Raw genomic sequence first — 20,532 nt, 5'->3', positions numbered from 1 at the left:
CCGGTCTTCGATCGCGCCAAATCCACTAGTCTTCGCTTGTCAACAAATCGTGTGGTTCGGCACCGATCGTTCCGACCAATGATTTGAGATAGGCTTCACTCGAGATCGAGTCGATCTGTTCTTGAACATAGTTCTTTCGCGCGTTCAGTTGTAGTCGATCAATTTCGACTTCATCCAATCCATCGGCCATCTTGGTGAGATAGTCGATTTGTCTTTGACGCAGCGACAACTGATTCTCTTGGAAGGTTTTCAGTCGGGCTTGGTACCAATCGCTGTTGTAGAGATACTCACGGGTGAACATCTGACGAACTTCGGGTGAGTGGGCGTCGTGGCCGTTCCATTCACCGTAGGCCATGATCGACAAGATCGCTTGCAACGGCGGACAGGCTTCCTCGTATGAACCATCGCGGAAATAAGCTTTGGCAACGCGTTCCTGAGCTTCCGCGATGTACAGCACGCCATCAGCGAAGTCGTCGGGGTTCTGCGATTCCGGTTGCAGTAGCTTTTCATCGAAGACTTGTCGAGGATTGTCGAACACTCGCCCGCAGAACTGCCGAACGAACTCCGTGTTGATTCGATAGCCCAATCGGCTGGCAGGGATTTTCTTTCCATTGTGCTCGAAGTCTTCGATGCGATCGAGCAGTCCGTTTTCGATCAAGTAACTTGGATCACGTTCTTCCGGACGAAGTCGGCACCAGATTTCGGGAACCAGCAAACTGATGTCATGATCGACGCGGTAGTCGGGGCCGACATGCCCGGCCGATGTCGAAAAACCACCCAATCCCGTAACCAGGAAATCGACGAGGGCGCTATTGAGGTCGGCGGACGGTCGGAGTGCGTTGAAGGGGCCCTTCGTTAGTGCGCCTTCACTCCCGGCTCCGGTTGTCGATGGACTTTTGCCCGTGAGCGAGCAGATGAAGTCCATGAACAATTCGGGAAGTTCCTGGTAGTGAATCGGACTGTAAACCGCGAGCGATCGAATGCCGGCTTCACGGTCAGGCGGATTGTTCCGCCGTCCAAGCAACACAGAATCGACAGGCATGTGAACCGGTTTGTCACTCGGGATAGCACGTCGCAGTCGTGTGCCGACATTTGCCACATACTTGTCGAGCGGGTTGACCAAGTCGGGTCGCGTTTGCAGATAACGCGGGTTTTTCGTGGGTTTGCCGTCGATCTGGCGTGGGTTCGCTGAACACACCACGTAGCTACTGCCGGACTTATCGACCGTCGACAGCATCTCTTGCATCGGTTCGCTGAATGCGTCGAAGTCGATCACATCGCGGGTCATCTTGACCACTTCTTCCCGCGTGAGCGGCTCGAAGTTCGAGATGAAGTTATCGTGTCGGGCGAGGTCGCGTTCGGTTTGTTTGTCCAAACCACGATGGATGGCATCGTCGGGGCGTTGGAACAGACGAAACTCACAGTTCTCGGAGAACTTGTAACTTCGATTTTCGTCCAAGCCATCGAGATTCTCCAAAGATCGACCGGGGATAATCACGGAAGCTGTGATGTCGTCTTCGGTTTGCACCTTCAAGGCGGGCATGAAGTCTTGACGAAGTTTATAGGTCCGCCACGCCGATTTCTCATCCAGACCAACTCGCAAGTAGGTTCCGACAAGTTTCCGGTCGCGGTACTTCAATTCGTGTCCGGAGTGGCCGTTGACGAAATCGACCCCAAAATGGTTCTTCCAATCGTCTTCCCAACCATCTCGGTAGAAACGTTTGATGATGAAGACCAACGCGTAGATATAGTTCGGAATGTCGTTGAGCCATTGATTGTACGCGTCGTTGTATTCCGGTGACGGGGTCAACAATTTGATAACGCTACCCAGCGACCGGTTGGGATCGAGCAACTGTCGACTCGGTCGGCGGTTGGGATGATCGGCTGGGAGTGGGTTTCGCCAACGGTCCTCGTAGTTGCGTTTGACGATCTCATCAATGATAGCGAAGTCTTGATCGATATCGTTCACGAAGACCGGCCCGTAGAGCATGTAGTCGCGGAGTGACTTGCTGATTTCGCTCTTTCCGCCCCCAGAAACCGTGCAGGGCTTATGACAGAAGACCGGTTGTGCCGGTGTGCCGATAATCCGCCACGATGGGGCCGCCGGGTGTTTTTCCAGCCGCAACTGGTAACCAGACGGTGCGATATACACTTCGCCTGGCAACAACGGAATCGACTGTTTTTCTCCGTTGCGATGCCACGAAATGCGTTGTTCTTCGAGACTGGCGTAGGCGTCTTCCGGGATATAGACGACTTCCGGGAATTTTCGATCGCGACCGAAGCCGGCCGGGTCGAATTCGATGAAGTCGGAGTAGTCGTTGATGACTTGATCGAAGGTGCGGTTGTTGTATTTGATGCTGTTCAGTTGGAAATCGTCACCGAGGTTGTAGCTTGGGAATGCCAACGCACCCCCGGCGTGTTCTTCCTCGACGCCACCCATCAAGTTGGCGGCGTAGCCGATTTGTGTTTTGACCTCTTTCTTACAGTAGCCGAAATAATTGTCGGCAATCAGTGTCACCACAATTCCGGCATCGGTTCGGCACGTCAATTTGAAGGCGGTGCCGTTGTTGTAGAGTTCGTCTTCGGATTCCCAGCACATCCCGTCGCGTTTTTGGCGATCGGTGGCTTCACTGATATGTGGTAGGCCGACTTCTTTCTTTGTCACCGTGACCAAATGCGGCGCGAGAATCACGCAACCGGTGTGTCCGGTCCAGTGGACAACGTCCAGGCCGGCATCGTTCTCTGGAATGAACGGATCGCCGGCATTTCCGAAAATGGATTCGACGAAGTCCAAGTTACTCGTCAGGTTGCCGGGCGCGAAGAACCGAACTTCCATCCGTTTTTGCGGGCACACCCCGGAGACCGCTGGTTGGACAAGCGGACGAATCAGCAGAGTCGCCCATCCGACGGCTTTGTCTTCCTGGTTGGAAGTGAATGGAAACTCCAGCAACTCCGGCGTCGATTGAACGCCGCGACGGAACAGCTCGACAAAGGTTTTCTGCGGGACGGCGAGTTTGTCATCGGCGATCGGTAGACCGCCTTCGGTGACGTGAAATGTTCCTTTGGTCGTTCGGCGGTCGTGCTTGGGGTTGTGAAGAACTCCATTTCGAACCCGGAAAGAATTGACAATGTCACTGTGGAATTCGTCGCCATCGGCTGGTAAAGACAACTCACGAGCCATGCCATGACGATCGAGCGTCAACCCCCGACGTGGCAGTTCCAACGGTTCCCCGTTCAGAACGTTCGCGAAATGCCCGTTCAGAAATCCTTCGATCCGTGCGTCCGCCGGTGATGGATGATCGGCAAGCAGTCGATTCTTCTGGGCATGATTCACCAGCAATCCGCTGGCGATCTCCGTGAATTTCAGTTCATCATGACCTTTGGCGGCGGGAAAGCCGTTAGCGATCAATTGAAGATTGATGTACTGAAGGAGGTGTTCACGTTCTGCAAGCCGAAATTCCTCATCGGTGGCCTCGTGAAAGCCAATCGCATGGGGCAAGTCGATTGACTTCTCTTCGGTAGGAGTAAACGGCAACGATCGAGTGAGGCGAATCGGAATGTCCATTGCAGTGTCGTTCGGTTTGGTCTTAAAGAGTTATCCAAGTAGCAAACTTCGATCGCATTCGATGTCTTGGATGTGATCAGCTAGACAACGTTGTGGATCGAGATGCCCCTGTGTTTTACCGGCAACTTCGATGCCATGAAAGGATCGTCCCGTATGATTCAACTGTTGTTGCCAAAGTTTACAGCATGCTTGTAGATTCTTAACGCAGCGGGCGAACAGGTTATGTGAAGGTTCATTCGTCTGATGTGAAATTTTGTCCCCTCGGGGAGCGTGGCAGTCACTTGCTAATTTATCAGGCGTGACTGTGTGAGATTTGTGCAGTGCGAGTCCGAGTCGCAAGACGAAGGAACTCGACTTCGAAATAGGAAGCTGGAGTGGAAGAAAACTCAATCGGGCGTGCCGAATTGGAACGTTTGGCCGCCGAGGCTCAACGGGAACCGGGCGCGAATTGGAAGCGATGGGGCCCCTACCTTGCGGAACGTCAATGGGGCACCGTGCGAGAAGACTATTCGCCGGATGGTGAGTCTTGGCAGTATTTTCCGCATGATCACGCGCGGAGTCGGGCGTATCGCTGGGGCGAAGATGGATTGCTGGGCATCACCGATCGGCAAGGTCGCTTGTGTTTCGCGTGGGCATTTTGGAACGGAAACGACAAAATCCTCAAGGAACGGTTGTTCGGTTTGAGTGGTCCCGAGGGAAACCACGGGGAAGACGTCAAAGAAGCGTATTTCTATCTCGACTCGACGCCGACGCACTCGTACCTCAAGGCGTTGTACAAATATCCTCACGCCGAGTTTCCCTACGATGAATTGAGGACCGTGAATGCGGAGCGTGGACGCGACGAGTTGGAATATGAACTAACCGATTCCGGGATCTTCGACGATAACCGATACTTCGATATTCTGGCGGAGTACGCGAAGGCGTCTCCGGAGGATATTTTGATTCGGCTCACGATTTCTAATCGTGGCCCGGACGATGCACCGCTGCACGTTTTACCGACGTTGTGGTTCCGTAACACCTGGTCTTGGCCGGGAACTTACGAATCCGATTTGCCGAACCCCGTTCTGTCCGCCTGCGAAACCCCGAGTGACTCGTGGACCGCCATCTTCGCCGAGCACGCGACATTGGGGCGTTTCCGGCTTTCGGCCAACACCGAAGGGAAAGCGGAGCCGAAGTGGTTGTTCACCGAGAACAACACGAACGCCAGACGGCTCGAAGACCCGAACCACAGCCAGCCGTCCTGCAAAGACGCCTTCCATCTTGCAGTCGTTGAGGGAAAATCCGGAGCGGTCAACGTCGCTCCACGGGGAACGAAATCGGCGTTGGTGTACGCAATGCACATTCCCGCCGGCGAGAGCGTGGAACTTCAGTTGCGGTTGACACGAGAAGGTCAGCTGACGGACCAACCCTTTGGCGAGGAATTCGAGCGGGTCTTTCGGGATCGCATCGAGGAAGCAGACGCGTTCTACGAAGCGAAAGTGGCGTCCGGCCTGACCGTCGACGAGAAGCGTGTGCTCCGTCAAGCAAGTGCCGGACTGCTTTGGACAAAGCAGTTCTACTATTACATTATCAAGGAATGGCTCGATGAAGCCCCCCGGACGGTCGTGCGAAACCGGGATTGGAAGCATCTGTTCAATCGGGATGTGATCTCTGTCCCCGACAAATGGGAATACCCCTGGTACGCCGCCTGGGACTCAGCGTTCCACATGATTCCCTTCGCCAACTTGGATTTGAACTTCGCGAAAGAGCAGCTGATTCTGTTTCTTCGCGAGTGGTACATGCATCCAAACGGGCAAATCCCAGCGTATGAATGGAATTTTGGCGATGTGAATCCACCCGTCCATGCATGGGCGTGTTGGCGGATTTATCAGCTGACCGGACCGCCCGGCAAACGAGACCGTGTGTTTCTCTCTCGGGCGTTCCAGAAGTTGCTCTTGAATTTTACTTGGTGGGTGAATCGGAAGGACGTTCGTGGCGACAACGTGTTCGCGGGCGGTTTCCTTGGATTAGATAACATCGGAGTGTTCGATCGCTCCAAGCCCCTGCCCACCGGCGGACACCTCGAGCAAGCCGACGGCACCGCATGGATGGCATACTACTGTGCGAGCATGCTTTCCATTGCATTCGAACTCGCCGAGAAGAACCCTGCGTACGAAGACATGGCTTCCAAGTTCTTCGAGCACTACGTCGCAATTGCCGAGGCGATGAATTCTCTGGACGGAAGCGGGCTTTGGGATGAAACGGATGGGTTCTACTACGATCATTTGTACGTCAACGGCGAAAGTATTCCGCTGAAGATCCGTTCGATGGTTGGGATTATTCCGTTGTTTACCGTCGATGTTCTCTACGAGGATGTGATCGCCAAACTGCCCGGGTTCAGCAAACGGATGCGGTGGTTCTTAGAGCATCGTCCGGACCTGTCGGACTTTATGACCTCCATGGAAAGCGATGGGCCCGCCGGCGAGAAAGGGCAAATGCGGTTGTTGGCGATTCCAACCCGCGACCGTTTGGAACGCATTCTCCGATATGTTCTGGATGAAGAAGAATTCCTGTCACCATTCGGTATTCGCTCGCTGTCGAAGTACCACCAAGACAATCCGTTCGTGTTTCATGTGAACGGGGAGGAACTCAAGGTTCAATACGGTGCCGGCGAGTCGGACAGCTACATGTTCGGCGGGAACTCGAACTGGCGTGGCCCGATTTGGTTCCCGCTGAATTACTTGTTAATCGAGGCATTTGAGCGGTATTACACGTTCTACGGCGATTCACTGCGTGTGGAATGTCCGACGGGTTCGGGTGTCTTCATGAATCTCCAGCAGGTCGCGGACGAAATCCGGCGACGACTGGTTGGGTTGTTCCTCAAGACGGAAGACGGTTCCCGACCGTGCTACGTCCGCGGCAAACGATTTGTCGACGATCCACACTGGCGTGATTTGGTTTTGTTCTACGAATACTTCCATGCGGATACCGGTCGCGGGCTCGGTGCCAGTCACCAAACCGGGTGGACGGCGTTGGTGGCACCGATCTTGGAACATATCGCCAGTCTTCGATCGACCGACGAACCTGTCAAGGTCAGCGATTACTGTCCGACGAATTGATGGTGGAATCTGCGACGGTCGGAAATCGGGCGGAGATCGCTTTCACGAGATTTGATCCGACCGTCACAGTGGCATTGTCGATTCCCGACCGCTACAATCGCGTTTTACGTCGGCTTGAATACAGGTTTACATCCAATCAATGATCACAATCCACCGCCATTTTTCGCGTCAGACCGATTCTGGTGGGTTGTTAATGCCCATCTTCTGGGGCGGTTCGCATTGGCGAAATTTCGTGGATTTCATCCAGTCAAATCATTCAGACGATTGATTCAAGTAGAACCTCTCTGGAGTTCCAGCGAAGGAGTTGATTTTCGTGCAAGTGGCTATTACCTGCCGACATGGCAGCATTCGCGATGAGCTTCGTCAGCAGATCACCGAGAAATCGGAGAAACTGCTGCATTATTTCGAACGGGTTACGGCCATTGAAGTTACTGTCGATTTTCAGAACGATCATCTCGTGAAAGTCGAGATGTTGGTCGATGCTGAACACAAGCATAATTTCGTGGCTCACGATACCGGCGAAGATGTTGTTGCGACTTTTCATCGCACGTTGAGTAAGATGGAGCAGCAAATTCGACGGTATAAGGATAAGCTGCAGGATCACAGTCGCGACGTGCCTACGAGCGAAGTCGCGCCGAATCCGGTCGAATTGCGTGATGATGAGTCGGCGGACGACGAGTCGGCGTAAGTTGTTGGGGTTGCGTGTTGGCTCGAGCATGGGTCAACGGGAACGGTTCAAGCAGATCACGGGTGGGCGAATGGTTCGTATGGAATTCTTTCGTTGCCCGGTGTTGTGTCTCTGAGGAGTCATTCATGAGGTTGTCGGACTTCGTGGTCAAAGGCGCTATCTTGCCCGAGATGCGTGTACGGACAAAAGAAGAAGCAATTCGGGCGATGGTTGGAAGTCTCAAAGATAGCGGTAGCCTTCCTGCTGATGAGGAAGAAAGCATCGTATCGGCGATCCTGAAACGGGAAGAACTTGGTTCGACCGGCATCGGGAACGGTGTGGCGGTGCCACATACCAAGCATCCTTCGGTCGATAATTTGATTGCAACCGTCGCAATTGCGCCGGATGGCGTGGATTTTGCTAGCCTCGATGGGGAGGATGTGTTCATCCTGTTCCTCTTGGTTTCTCCACCAGAGCGACCAGGGGATCACCTTCGCGCGTTGGAGACGATTTCTCGTCACTTGCGAAATCACAATTTTTGTAATTTTCTCCGGCAGTCCAAGACCAACGAACAGGTTGTTGAACTGTTGGCTGAGGCTGACAATAACCAGCTCGACTAACCGCCGGGCAAGCTTGTGAAAGCTTTGCCAGGCTGTCGGTGGTGTTGTTGGTGAGTTACCGGGTGTGTTTTGTCGTTTCGGGCATGGCTCTCCCGGGTGGAATGAAAGGACGGGCTAAATGGACGAGCGTCTTGTTTGCCGTCGTGCTTTTGTAGTTGGGGTGGAGGAAGGGTTGCATATGCGACCACTTTCCCAGCTCGCCGGTCGGGTGCGTCAATTTCGTAGTGAAGTCCGCGTCTCCAAAGGGGCGGTCGTAGCCGATGCACGTAGTGTGCTCGACTTGCTGACTCTCGACGCAGGGTGCGGAGAAGAAGTCGTCGTGGAAGTTGTTGGTCCGGACGCAACGGATGCGATCGAGTCGTTGGCTCGATTGTTCGAGTCCAATTTCACGGAATCACCAGAAGCTGGCGGGCAGGACATCGCCGCCGGGTGAGTCGAAGTGGTCGATAGCACCGTGGGAAAATTCTGCATGTGCGGGTTTTGAGAAGCTGCGGGGGTTGCCAGCACGTAGGGAAAACTGAAGCAAGGCAATGTTAGTCAAGCGTGGAATCGCAGTCTCACCGGGTGTTGTTTCCGGTCCGGCATTCGTGTTGGGCGATGATGACGCACGTATTGCCCGCCGGTTTGTCCGAGCGTCCGCTGTGGATGAAGAAGTCGATCGCTTTTATGCCGCGCTTGAAACCGTTTGTGCTGAAATTGCAGGCAACCGGGAACTCGCAGCCGAGCAACTGGGAGAACAATTCGGGCAAATTTTTTCTGCCCACCTCGATTTGGCGCGGGATCCGCTTTTGGCAGCGGAAATCGAAGATTTGATTCGGCAAAAGTCGTACTCGGCGGATTATGCCTCGTCGATTGCTCTAGATCGAAATGCCAAACGGTTGCGGTCTTTGGGAAATCCGTATTTGGCAGAACGCGCCACGGATGTCATTGATCTCAAAAAGCGGGTGTTGAGTCGACTTAACGGCGAAGATCGACTGGCATTGGCCAAACTGACAAGCCCGGTCATCGTGTTGGCCAACAATCTCACCCCGAGTGAAACGGCGCAGCTCAACCGGGAATTTGTCCTCGGTTTTGCGACGGAAGCTGGGGGGCACACGAGTCACACCGCGATCTTAGCGGGCGCTTTGGAGATTCCCGCTGTTGTTGGTTTGGGGCGGTTTCTGAACGATCTTTCCGGCGGTGAGACCGTTATTCTCGACGGGAATATCGGCGAAGTGATCATCGAACCCGATGAGGCCGCCGAGGAACAGTATCGGGATTCGCAGGCACGGTTTCGCAGTGTTGCACAACGCTTGGAGTCGCTGTCCGGTTTGCCGGCAGAGACCCAAGACGGGGTTCGAATCAGTTTGATGGGGAACATTGAGTTTCCCGAAGAGGCGGACCATTGCATTGAGCGTGGTGCGGACGGCGTGGGGCTTTACCGGACGGAGTTCCTGTATCTCGGCCAAAATCAGGACCCGACGGAAGACGATCATTTTCAGGCGTATTCGCAAGTCGTGTCGGCTTTGAACGGGCGACCGGTGGTCATCCGGACGCTCGATTTGGGAGCCGACAAAATCCCCGGTTCGATGGAACAATTGGTGCATCGGGGAGCGAACCCGGTGCTGGGATTGCGAAGTATCCGGTTGAGCCTCCAGAATCTGCCGTTGTTCAAGACGCAACTGCGGGCGATTTTGCGAGCCGCGATCGGTCACGATGTACGGATCATGTTTCCTTTGGTTTCGACCCTGCTTGAGTTTCGGCAGGCGAAGATGACCATCGCAGATGTGATGGAGGACTTGGAAGAAGAAGGGGTTCCCTGCGCACGGGGCTTGCAGATCGGAATGATGGTCGAAGTTCCCGCCGCTGTGATGATGATCGAGGAATTCGCTCGCGAAGTTGATTTCTTTTCGATCGGGACCAACGATCTCATTCAGTATGCGTTGGCTGCCGATCGTGGCGACCCTTCGGTTGCGAATTTGTATAGTTCGGGGGACCCGTCGATCTTGCGGCTCATCCAGCGAGTTGTTTCGGCTGCCCAAGCCAATGACGTGCCGGTATCCGTTTGCGGCCAAATGAGTTCCGACCCTAGGTTTGTACCGTTATTGGTTGGCATGGGGTTGCGGCAGATCAGCGTGACTCCCCATGTGATCCCAGAGTTAAAGGCCGTGATTCGTCAGTTGACGATTGCGGACGCGGAGCGAATTGCGTCTCAGGCGATGAGTTTTGAACTCGCTCGAGATGTCGAGAGCTTCTTGAATAGTGAGTTGATTAAACTGTGTCCAGATTATCTGCGGTGACGATGCGTTCCATTCGCTTCACCGCGATTGCCATTTGAAAATGAATACATCGGGCGGTCTTCGGGCGGCCTTTTGAAACACTTGAATTTACTTGGTGCGAAAAATTGCTTGAGGAGTTGTTTCGCAAAACAGGTCGATTTTGTTCAGGCACCGAAATGTGTCGTGCAGAATCGGGTAGCGTGCAATGTTGCCTTCCATCGGGTCGGCACTGACGGATAAACAGTGAATATGATTCCAGACGTTGAGACGAAGACGACAGAGTATCTTGAAAAACGCAATCACGACGCTGCAGACTCCGACACGAGTGGTCGAAGGGTGGTTTGTGATGGGGTTTCGAGAGCACCGTTTGAATCCACTCGTGTTGGTCAGTCAGCATAGGTCCCGTATCGATTAGGCGCAGACGCGGCTCTGAAGCGAAATTCGCACCCTTTCTCGTATGCAACATGCAAAGACTGAAAGGGTCTCACATGAAGAAGGAGATGTTGGTTAACGTACTCCAGCCGGAGGAAAGCCGAATCGCCATTGTTGAAGATGGCGTGCTGGAAGAGCTGTACCTGGAACGGACCAATTCCGAGAATTACGTCAATAACATCTACAAAGGCCGGGTCGTTAATATCGAGCCCAGCATCCAAGCCGCATTCGTGGATTTCGGTGTGGGGCGGAACGGCTTTTTGCACGTTAGTGATGTGGAGTATCAGTACTATCGGCACCTTGTCGATGATGACGACTCCAACGGGCGATCAGGCCGGAATTCCAGCCGCATGAACGATCGCAACCCGCGAAACAAGCCGCCAATTCAAGAAATTTTTCAACGCGGCAGCGAAGTTCTCGTGCAAGTGATCAAGGAAGGTCTCGGAGCGAAAGGCCCGACACTTTCCACCTACGTCAGCATTCCTGGTCGGTATCTGGTTCTGATGCCCGGTCTGCAGCGGATTGGCGTGAGCCGAAAAATTGCCGACGAAGATACTCGTCGTGAGCTTCGGAGTGTGCTGCGTGAGCTTCAGCCGCCGGAAGGGTTGGGGTTCATTATTCGGACGGCGGGCATCGATCGGTCCCGAAAAGACTTGCAGCGGGATTTGAATTATCTTCTGCGATTGTGGCGGGTGATCGTACGTCGGCTCGAAAAAACGAACGGCCCCAGCGATGTCTACCAGGACAGCGACATGATGATCCGGACAATCCGCGACATCTACAATGGGGAAATTGATACTGTTCTCATTGACGAGCCAGAAGCCTACGAACGCGCACGAGAGTTCATGAAGATCGTGCTGCCGAAGCACGTCGATCGGGTGCAGTTGTACGATGGCAAAGAACCGTTGTTCCATCAGTACAATATCGAAGAGGAAATTACACGGATTCAAAGTCGGCATGTTCCGTTGAAAGGCGGCGGTTCGATCGTCATCGATCAAACCGAAGCGCTCGTTGCCATTGATGTGAACAGTGGGAATTTCCGAACTGAGGATGATGCGGAGTCCAACGCATTTCAGCTCAACATGCGGGCTGCCGAAGAGATTGCCCGACAGATTCGGTTGCGGGACTTGGGTGGCGTGATCGTGAACGACTTCATCGATATGCACGATGAACGTCATCGCCGGTCCGTCGAGAAACGTCTTCGGGATTCCGTGGAACGTGACCGAGCTCGAACCAAGGTTCTTCGGATCAGTCCGTTCGGGTTGGTCGAGATGACTCGGCAGCGGATTCGGCCGTCGATTCGTCGGAGTATCTACGAAGATTGTCCGTGCTGCAGCGGTTCCGGTCAGGTGAAAACGGCCGAGAGTATGGCCATCGATGTGATGCGGACCCTCATGACCAGTGCCCATCACGCCGATGTGCGGACGTTGACCGTCGAGATGCATGAACGGGTGGCCAATTATCTCAATAACCGCAAGCGGAAAGAGATCACCGATCTTGAAGATCGGACGGACGCGGCCATCAATATCATCGCGCGAAATGACGTCGGACCAGAGCACTTGATCGTCAAATGCGCGGATGAAATTGGGAATGTCGTCAAAAATGTTCCCACGGGAGGCTCGAAAGTTGGTGTGTAGGCGACTACACTCATCGATTCCCATGGAGATTTGATCTCGCTCGGGTTGACCTACAACATCGTTCGCCGATCTGTTACGTTCGGTGACTGTTGTTGCCGAGTGAGTACGCAGCGTCATTCGCTGTACGATTACGAATAATAAGTGACCTTTTTGTCGGCAGGCTCGTGGGAACCCGCCCGGTTCCGCATGCCGCCGATATGCTGCACTGCATGATGGTGCGTTTCAACCGATAACCGAGGCCGTATCGTGTGATGCGGCTCAACTCAGGAGTGATCATGTTTGCGATCTTCGCTGACGGTGGCCGTCAGTACAAAGTGAAACCGGGCGACCTGTTGTCATTGGACTACCGTGCGGACGCCGAAGAAGGCGGAACGCTCACGTTCGACCAGGTCCTGCTTGCCAATGGTGGCGGTGCCAGCCAGATTGGTGCGCCAGTGCTTAGCGGTGCAACGGTGACGGCGGAAATCTCCGCACCGGAGCAAAAGGGTGAAAAGCTGGAGATTCAGCATTTCCGTCGCCGCAAAAACTCCCGAAAGCACAACGGACACCGTCAGAAGTACACGATGGTGAAGATCACCGGTATCGATGTGCCGGGGTTGGAGATCGTCGAGAAGTCTGAAGAGGAGTCCAAGCCAGAATCGCAGCCATCCACCGAGACTTCATCGGCCGCGGAGTGATTCGGGTTGTGGACAATTAGCGATTTGCCAAGCCGCTGGGTTTTTCAGCGGCTTCTTTTATTGGTTGGCACTTGAGAGGGCACGATGGGGTTAGCGTCTTTGGCGGAAGTTCGGCAGCAGTTCCCCGCGTTGACGCGCGAGGTGAATGGTCAGTTAGTCGCGCACTTCGATGGTCCTGCTGGTTCGCAGGTGCCGCAGCGTGTTGCCGATGCCGTTTCCAGCTATTTGCTAGAGCGAAATGCCAATCGTGGGGCGCCTTTTGCGACTAGCCGTGAGAGTGATGCACTGCTGGATGACGCTCACAAGGTTCTCGCTGCCTTTCTCGGTGCGACCGATCCGGGCACGATCGCTTTTGGGGCGAACATGACAACGTTGACGATGCATTTGAGTCGTGCGTTGTCGCGAACTTGGCAGGCGGGCGATGAGGTTTTGGTCACTCAGTTAGATCACGATGCCAATGTGACTCCTTGGGTCTTGGCGGCTCGTGATGCTGGGGCGAAAGTGAAGGCGATCCGAGTTCGTCCTGAAGATTGCACGCTTGATCTGGAAGACTTCCGTCAAAAACTCTCGGCGAAAACGCGGTTGGTGGCCGTGGGGTACGCATCGAACGCGGTCGGCACGATCAATCCGCTGCCGGCAATGGTTCGGGATGCCCACGCCGTTGATGCGGAGGTGTTCGTCGATGCCGTTCATTATGCCCCACATGGACTGATTGACGTGACGGCACTCGATTGCGATTTTCTCGCGGTCTCGGCGTACAAGTTTTTCGGTCCGCATGTGGGGGTGTTGTACGGGAAGCGGAATCGTCTCGAGGAGCTTCAACCGTATAAACTCCGCCCTGCTCCAAATTCACTCCCCGGTCGCTGGATGACGGGTACGCAATCGCACGAAGGGATTGCGGGGGCCGCGGAAGCGGTTCGGTATCTCGAGTGGCTCGGGCAAAATGTGTTGTCTGTGAGTGGTTCGCGGCGTGAGATCTTGGCGGAGGCGATGCAGCAGATTTCGCTGTCCGAGCAAGAATTGTGTACGAAGTTGTTGGCAGGGTTAGGTGATCTTCCACGAGTTCGTATTTGGGGGATCACAGATCTGTCACGAATGAGTGAACGGGTGCCGACGGTTTCAATCACGCATGAGTCGTTGACTCCGCACGAGATGGCGACTCAGTTGGCCGAACGTGGTTTGTTCTGCTGGCCGGGCAATCATTATGCGTTGCCGGTAACAGAGGCGTTGGGATTGGAGCCGCACGGGACGCTTCGCATCGGAATTCTCCACTATAACACGGGCGAAGAAATCGAACGGTTGCTGGCTGCATTGGCCGAAATCGTTTGAGTCCAACGGGTCGAAGTGTCGAAACAGAAAAACTCATCCCGTGCTTTGCACGAGGCGGGACGACCACGCTATACTTCGTCTGCCTGATGAGGGTTGCAACCTGCGCCGGCTTCTGCCATTCTTGCGCTCGGCTCGCGCCTCCTCCGATATGACACTCACTGACGACGACGGATTGGGAATCATTCGAACATGAGCGAAGACACCGCGTCCTCCATTACCAGCATTCATTCCGAAGAACTGAATGAATGGTTTGAATCCCTGGATGACATTCTGCACCGCTATGGTTCACAAGCGTTGCAGGAATTGTTGGTGACGTTGCAGGAGCGGGCCTACCGCCGCGGCGTGACAATGCCGTTCACCGCCAACACACCCTACATCAATACCATCTCCTTGGATAAAGAAACTCATTATCCAGGTGACTTGGAAATCGAACGGCGTATCAAGAGCTTGGTGCGTTGGAACGCGATGGCCATGGTCGTTCGCGGCAACAAACGCGGCGACGGCATCGGTGGGCACATCTCGACGTTCGCTTCGTCCGCGACATTGTACGAAGTGGGTTACAACCACTTCTTCCACGCGCGGACGGAAGATCACACGGGTGATATGGTTTACTTTCAGGGGCATGCCGCTCCTGGGATGTATGCCCGTGCGTTCTTGGAAGGCCGATTGGACGAAAGTCATCTCGAGAATTTCCGTCGAGAGATTCCGCGTGGTCAGGGGCTTTCGAGCTATCCGCACCCGTGGTTGATGCCGGAGTTTTGGCAGTTCCCGACGGTGTCGATGGGACTCGGTCCGATCACCGCGATCTATCACGCTCGGTTCCTGCGGTACATGGAACATCGTGGTCTGTTGGATACCTCGAAGAGCCATGTCTGGGCGTTTCTGGGTGACGGCGAATGTGATGAGCCGGAAACGTTGGGGGCGATCACCCTCGCCTCACGTGAGCAACTCGACAATTTGATCTTCGTGATCAACTGTAACTTGCAGCGGTTGGACGGCCCGGTTCGCGGGAATGGGAAGATCATTCAGGAGCTCGAGGCTGCCTTCCGTGGTGCGGGTTGGAATTGCATTAAGGTTGTCTGGGGGCAAGATTGGGATGAGCTCATCGCTGCGGACCACGAAGGCCACCTGATCAAGCGGATGGGCGAGGTGGTCGACGGGCAGTTCCAGAAATACAGCGTGGAGTCCGGTGAGTACATCCGCAATCACTTCTTCAATACACCTGAGTTGAAGAAGCTCGTGGCTCATCTCTCGGATGATCAGCTTCAGAAGATGCGTCGCGGCGGGCATGATCCCGAAAAGGTGTTTGCGGCGTATCGGTCGGCTGTGAATCACTCTGGTGCACCTACCGTGATTTTGGCCAAGACCATCAAGGGTTACGGTCTTGGGGAAGCTGGTGAGGGGCGAAACGTTGCTCACAACACGAAGAAGGTGAATGAGCAAGAGTTGCTCGCCTTTCGGAGTCGGTTCTCGATTCCGCTCTCGGATGAGGAAGTCGTCAAGGCTCCGTTCTATCGGCCGGCGGAAGATAGCCCGGAAATTCAGTACTTGATGAAGCATCGAGAAAAGCTTGGCGGATTCGTGCCCAAGCGGGATGCGACCGGTGAGAAGCTCGAAATTCCACCTCTGTCAAAGTGGAAGAAGCAGTTGGAAGGTACTGGTGATGCTGAGACGTCCACAACGGGAGCCTTCGGTGCAATCGTTGCGACGCTCGCCAAGGACAAGAAGGTCGGTGATCGGGTCGTGCCGATCATTCCCGACGAGGCCCGTACCTTCGGGATGGAATCGTTCTTCAGTATGTTCGGCATCTACTCCAGCAAAGGTCAGCTCTACGAGCCGGTCGATGCGGGAACGTTGATGTACTACAAAGAAGCCAAGAACGGGCAGGTGCTCGAAGAGGGTATTAACGAAGCTGGGGCGATTTCGTCCTTCATTGCCGCCGGGACTGCGTATTCCAATCTCGGCACGCACATGATTCCGTTCTACATCTATTACTCGATGTTCGGTTTCCAGCGTGTGGGCGATTTGGTTTGGTTGGCCGGTGATAGCCGCGTCAAAGGGTTTCTCGTCGGTGGGACATCCGGGCGGACAACGCTGAACGGTGAAGGTTTGCAGCACGAAGATGGTCACAGCCATCTCGTCGCGACAACCGTGCCGAACCTGGTTGCCTACGATCCGGCATACGCCTACGAATTGGCGGTCATCATTCGTGATGGTCTCAAGCGGATGTATGCGGATGGCGAAGAAATCTTCTACTATCTCAGTGTGTACAACGAGAATTACGTTCAACCTCCGATGCCGGAAGGCGTTGAGGAAGGCATTCTCAAGGGGATTTACAAGCTGAAGAGTACTGAAGGTCAGAACAATAAGGAGTTGCGTCCGCAGTTGTTCGGAAGCGGGACGATCCTTCGGGAAGTCTTGCGTGGGCAAGAGATTCTTGCTGAGAAGTACGGCATCGGATGTGATGTGTGGAGCGTGACCAGCTACAGTGAGTTGGCCCGTGATGCCCGTGCAGCCTCTCGTTGGAATCGAATGCACCCTGGCGAAGAGCCGCGGAAAAGCTACTTGGAAGAATTGTTCGCCGATCAGGAGGGGCCATTCATTGCCTCGAGTGACAATGTTCGGCTCGTTCAAGATCAGATCCGTGAGTGGATTCCGGGGACTTACACGACGCTCGGGACGGATGGGTACGGCCGAAGCGATTCGCGTCCGAAACTTCGGCGACACTTCGAGGTCGATGGGGAGTTCGTGGCTTACTCGACCTGCGAGGCGCTCTCGCGTCAATGCAACTTCGACAAGGCGCGACTGCCCGAAGTGATCAAAGAATTGGAAATCGATCCGGATCAGGTTGATCCCGCGTTTGCATAGTTGACTGTCGGGCAGATGGCCTGGGCCTTGCTGACGGCTTGTGCTCGGGCTTGCGTGGCTCGTTGGCGGTTTGGGTCTTTTGGTTGACTTTTTCAAGAAATCATCAATGCCGACAGAATTCAAATTACCGGAAATCTCCGAAGGTGTCGAGGCTGTCGATATCGCTGAAGTCCTGGTCTCCGAAGGGGATACAGTGGCTCCGGACCAGAATGTCGTTGAGGTAGAAACCGACAAAGCCGCGATGGAAGTCCCGGTGAAGATCGGCGGCCGCGTGACGAAAGTGCATGTCTCAGCGGGAGACAATGTTTCGGTCGGGGCGGTGTTGCTGACGATTGAAGAGTCTAGCGACGCGGCAGCATCGTCAAACGATGCGCCGGAGGACAAGACACCTAAAGAAGAATCTCAGTCACCAGAACCGCCGAAGAAGACGGAGTCTGCCCCGAAGGCTTCTCAGCCGTCTTCCACGAAGTTGGCAACCCAAGAGGGGACGGAGCCAAGTCCGGCGGTTGCGACGGTGAGTGAGACGGCTTTGGCTCGCGGCAATGGAGACGGTTCCGTTCCGCCGCCCGCTGCTCCGTCAACAAGACGGTTGGCTCGGGAGCTGAATGTCGATCTGGTCCAGGTCAAAGGCAGTGGCGCGGGTGGACGGATCACGAAGGATGACGTCAAGGCGTTTGTTCGTGAAGGCGGGAATGCCATCTCGACTGGCGTTCGACAACCTGCCGAATCAATGGCCCCGATGAGCGGTGGCTTGGCCGAGTTGCCAAACTTCGAAAAGTTTGGTCCAGTTCGTCGGCAGGCGATGAACAAGATCGCCAAGATGTCAGCGGCTCATCTGAGCTACGCTTGGCAAACAATCCCGCACGTCACGCAGCATGACGAACCGGACATCACCGACATGGAAGCCGCTCGGAAGGCTTACATGGCTGGTCCCGGCAAAAAAGGTCCCAAAATCACGATGACCGCCATCGTGATGAAGGCCTGCGTTGCGGCTCTGAAGGCTTATCCGAACTTCAATTGCAGTCTCGATCCCACTTCGAACGAGCTGATTCTCAAAGACTACTACCACCTCGGTTGTGCAGTCGACACTCCCAATGGGCTCGTTGTGCCAGTCATTCGGGATTGTGACCAAAAGACGATTCAAGAGATCGCCGAGGAACTGACCGACATCGCCGGACGCGCACGCGATCGGAAGCTCGGTCTCGAGGATATGCAAGGCGGTACGTTCACGATTACCAATTTGGGTGGGATCGGTGGGACGAGTTTCACGCCGATCGTGAATTACCCGGAAGTTGCGATTCTTGGGCTTTCCCGCGGACAAAAACGTCTCGAAATGCGAGATGGGCAAGTCGTGGAGCGGATGCGGCTGCCGCTTTCGCTGTCCTATGATCACCGGGTGATCAACGGAGCCGACGCCGCTCGCTTCATGGTGAAGCTCTCGCACTCGTTGACCGACTTTATGGCGCTGATGGTGCAGTGTTAACGTTCGCGTCAGAACATTGTCTCGATTATTCCACTTCGACGATCACGGACTAACGGCAAATCCAGAATCCTATGGCTCAAGAATTTACACTTCCCGCTGTCTCGGAAGGCGTCGACTCAGTCGATGTCGCCGAAGTTCTGGTTTCCGAAGGCGACGTGATCGAAGCCGGTCAAAATGTGATCGAGATCGAGACCGATAAAGCTGCGATGGAGGTCCCCTGCCCGTTCGGCGGTAAAGTCGTCAAGATCCACGTGTCGCCTGGTGACACGGTGAAGGTTGGCGGGACCGTGTTGACGGTCGAAACCAGTGAGGCCTCGTCTGAAGGGAAGAGCGAGTCTTCGCCGTCAGGTTCCACGACGAAACAGGAATCAGCGAAGGAAGAATCGGCTGAACAGGAATCAGCACCTGTCGAAGCATCATCGAGTTCCGAGCCTGCGGATTCCGATGCGGTGGAGTTGGTGGTCATTGGTGGTGGGCCAGGTGGATATCCTGCTGCCTTCGAAGCCGCCGACCACGGCATGCAGGTCGTGATGATCGACGAGGATATCAAGCCTGGCGGTGTGTGTTTGCACCGCGGTTGTATTCCCTCGAAAGCCCTGCTGCATGTGGCGAAGCTCATCCAAGAAGCCCGCGATGCCAGCGAACATGGTGTTACGTTCGCCGATCCAAAGATTGACCTCGACAAACTCCGCGGGTTCAAAGAGTCCGTCGTCGGGCAGTTGACTGGTGGTGTCCAACAACTCGCCAACGCTCGCAATGTGAAGTCCATTCGGGGGCGGGCGACGCTGCTGAGTTCGAACTCGTTGGAAGTGGAGAAAGAGGACGGCAGTCGCGAGACGATGTCGTTCCGCAAGGCGATTGTCGCTACGGGATCGAAACCGGCTATGCCACCGATTTTTGACATCGGTGACGATCGAGTGATGGATTCCTCGGGAGCCCTCAATCTGCCGGATATTCCCAAACGACTGCTGGTCGTGGGTGGTGGGTACATCGGGTTGGAGATGGGTTCGGTCTACGCGGCGTTGGGCTCGGAAGTTACCGTGGTTGAGATGCTCAGCGGATTGCTGCCGGGTGCCGATCGTGACTTGGTCCGTCCCCTGCAAAAACGGCTGGAAAAACAGTTCCACGCGATTCACCTCAACACCAAGGTGGCGAAGCTTTCGGCATCCGACGAGGGGATTGTTGCGGAGCTTGAGGGCGATGGTGTGGAGAGCCCGCAGACGTTCGACCGCGTATTGATCTCTATTGGACGTCGTCCGAATAGTCGTGGCGTGGGGTTGGAAAACACTCGGGTGGAGCTGGACGACAAAGGTTTCGTGAAAGTCGATTCTCGTCAGCAAACCACCGACCCGAATATCTTGGCCATTGGAGATGTCGCTGGTGAGCCGATGTTGGCCCACAAAGCGACGCGTGAAGCCAAAGTGGCCGTGGAAACATTGCATGGGAAACCCGCTGAGTTCGACAACATCGCCATTCCCGCGGTCGTGTTTACCGATCCGGAATTGGCTTGGTGCGGTTTGACGGAAACCGAAGCCAAGGATCGTGGTATCGAAGTGAATGTGGTCCGTTTCCCTTGGGCCGCATCCGGGCGGGCTCAAGCGATTGCTCGAACCGACGGGCTGACGAAATTGCTGATCGAACCATCGACGGAGCGGATTTTGGGAGTGGGCATTGTCGGTGCCGGTGCGGGTGAAATGATTGCCGAGGGTGTTCTCGCAGTTGAGACCGCCGCCGTTGCCCGCGATCTCGCGGAATCGATTCACGCTCACCCCACGCTCTCGGAAACTTTGATGGAATCGGCGGAAAGTGCTTTTGGACAAGCGACTCACATGGTGCGTACACGAAAGAAGTGAGAGGGTAGCTCTTCATTACTAGAACAGTTCGGAATTCCGCTTCGG

The 20,532-nt window shown here is 54.9% G+C and carries 12 protein-coding genes; 11 read left to right on the top strand and 1 reads right to left on the bottom strand.

Annotation, left to right across the window (positions count from 1 at the left end; genetic code table 11):
* Positions 1-25: 25 nt before the first annotated feature.
* On the bottom strand, positions 26-3,565 hold the full coding sequence (locus G6R38_RS05270) for a hypothetical protein (RefSeq protein WP_206028462.1): 3,540 nt from the start codon (positions 3,563-3,565) through the stop codon (positions 26-28).
* 374 nt (positions 3,566-3,939) lie between these two features.
* On the opposite strand from G6R38_RS05270, the gene G6R38_RS05265 reads away from it, so the two are divergent.
* From G6R38_RS05265 to lpdA, 11 genes are all read left to right on the top strand, one after another.
* Positions 3,940-6,663 carry an MGH1-like glycoside hydrolase domain-containing protein gene (locus G6R38_RS05265; protein WP_240928073.1) on the top strand — a complete coding sequence of 908 codons (2,724 nt, stop codon included), beginning with the start codon at positions 3,940-3,942 and terminating at the stop codon, positions 6,661-6,663.
* A gap of 313 nt (positions 6,664-6,976) precedes the next feature.
* Positions 6,977-7,351: a ribosome hibernation-promoting factor, HPF/YfiA family gene (gene hpf / locus G6R38_RS05260; RefSeq protein ID WP_166820639.1), complete on the top strand. Its 375-nt coding sequence runs from the start codon at positions 6,977-6,979 to the stop codon at positions 7,349-7,351.
* A 125-nt stretch (positions 7,352-7,476) separates the two neighbouring features.
* Positions 7,477-7,950 (top strand): PTS sugar transporter subunit IIA, encoded by a 474-nt coding sequence (locus tag G6R38_RS05255; protein ID WP_166820638.1) that lies wholly within the window; start codon positions 7,477-7,479, stop codon positions 7,948-7,950.
* Between the two features lie 118 nt (positions 7,951-8,068).
* A complete protein-coding gene (locus G6R38_RS05250; RefSeq protein WP_261345356.1) occupies positions 8,069-8,383 on the top strand; it encodes an HPr family phosphocarrier protein in 315 nt (104 codons plus the stop codon).
* Positions 8,384-8,480: 97 nt separating this feature from the next.
* The gene (gene ptsP, locus G6R38_RS05245; RefSeq protein WP_166820636.1) at positions 8,481-10,229 is read left to right on the top strand and encodes a phosphoenolpyruvate--protein phosphotransferase; all 1,749 of its coding nucleotides are present in this window, start codon (positions 8,481-8,483) and stop codon (positions 10,227-10,229) included.
* A gap of 467 nt (positions 10,230-10,696) precedes the next feature.
* Positions 10,697-12,277: an Rne/Rng family ribonuclease gene (locus G6R38_RS05240; RefSeq protein ID WP_166820635.1), complete on the top strand. Its 1,581-nt coding sequence runs from the start codon at positions 10,697-10,699 to the stop codon at positions 12,275-12,277.
* Positions 12,278-12,552: 275 nt separating this feature from the next.
* A complete protein-coding gene (rplU, locus tag G6R38_RS05235) occupies positions 12,553-12,954 on the top strand; it encodes a 50S ribosomal protein L21 (protein WP_166820633.1) in 402 nt (133 codons plus the stop codon).
* A gap of 84 nt (positions 12,955-13,038) precedes the next feature.
* Positions 13,039-14,283, top strand: a complete 1,245-nt coding sequence (locus tag G6R38_RS05230) for a cysteine desulfurase-like protein (RefSeq protein ID WP_166820630.1) — start codon at positions 13,039-13,041, stop codon at positions 14,281-14,283.
* A 189-nt stretch (positions 14,284-14,472) separates the two neighbouring features.
* Positions 14,473-17,151 carry a pyruvate dehydrogenase (acetyl-transferring), homodimeric type gene (gene aceE / locus G6R38_RS05225; RefSeq protein WP_166820628.1) on the top strand — a complete coding sequence of 893 codons (2,679 nt, stop codon included), beginning with the start codon at positions 14,473-14,475 and terminating at the stop codon, positions 17,149-17,151.
* Positions 17,152-17,257: 106 nt separating this feature from the next.
* Positions 17,258-18,634, top strand: coding sequence for a 2-oxo acid dehydrogenase subunit E2 (locus tag G6R38_RS05220; protein WP_166820626.1), 1,377 nt, complete (start codon positions 17,258-17,260; stop codon positions 18,632-18,634).
* A gap of 71 nt (positions 18,635-18,705) precedes the next feature.
* The gene (lpdA, locus tag G6R38_RS05215; RefSeq protein ID WP_166820624.1) at positions 18,706-20,487 is read left to right on the top strand and encodes a dihydrolipoyl dehydrogenase; all 1,782 of its coding nucleotides are present in this window, start codon (positions 18,706-18,708) and stop codon (positions 20,485-20,487) included.
* Positions 20,488-20,532 lie beyond the last annotated feature (45 nt).

This window comes from Thalassoroseus pseudoceratinae, assembly GCF_011634775.1.
Lineage (GTDB): Bacteria > Planctomycetota > Planctomycetia > Planctomycetales > Planctomycetaceae > Thalassoroseus > Thalassoroseus pseudoceratinae.
The sequence above is the reverse complement of the archived record's forward strand: the minus strand, read 5'-3'. Positions and strand labels throughout refer to the sequence as shown.

Excerpts from the sequence above, each read along its gene's own strand:
- G6R38_RS05240 (WP_166820635.1), top strand. The coding sequence starts at position 10,697 with ATGAAGAAGGAGATGTTGGTTAACGTACTCCAGCCGGAGGAAAGCCGA.
- lpdA (WP_166820624.1), top strand. The coding sequence starts at position 18,706 with ATGGCTCAAGAATTTACACTTCCCGCTGTCTCGGAAGGCGTCGACTCA.
- G6R38_RS05230 (WP_166820630.1), top strand. The coding sequence starts at position 13,039 with ATGGGGTTAGCGTCTTTGGCGGAAGTTCGGCAGCAGTTCCCCGCGTTG.
- aceE (WP_166820628.1), top strand. The coding sequence starts at position 14,473 with ATGAGCGAAGACACCGCGTCCTCCATTACCAGCATTCATTCCGAAGAA.
- G6R38_RS05255 (WP_166820638.1), top strand. The coding sequence starts at position 7,477 with ATGAGGTTGTCGGACTTCGTGGTCAAAGGCGCTATCTTGCCCGAGATG.
- G6R38_RS05270 (WP_206028462.1), bottom strand. The coding sequence starts at position 3,565 with ATGGACATTCCGATTCGCCTCACTCGATCGTTGCCGTTTACTCCTACC.
- ptsP (WP_166820636.1), top strand. The coding sequence starts at position 8,481 with ATGTTAGTCAAGCGTGGAATCGCAGTCTCACCGGGTGTTGTTTCCGGT.
- G6R38_RS05250 (WP_261345356.1), top strand. The coding sequence starts at position 8,069 with ATGGACGAGCGTCTTGTTTGCCGTCGTGCTTTTGTAGTTGGGGTGGAG.
- G6R38_RS05220 (WP_166820626.1), top strand. The coding sequence starts at position 17,258 with ATGCCGACAGAATTCAAATTACCGGAAATCTCCGAAGGTGTCGAGGCT.
- rplU (WP_166820633.1), top strand. The coding sequence starts at position 12,553 with ATGTTTGCGATCTTCGCTGACGGTGGCCGTCAGTACAAAGTGAAACCG.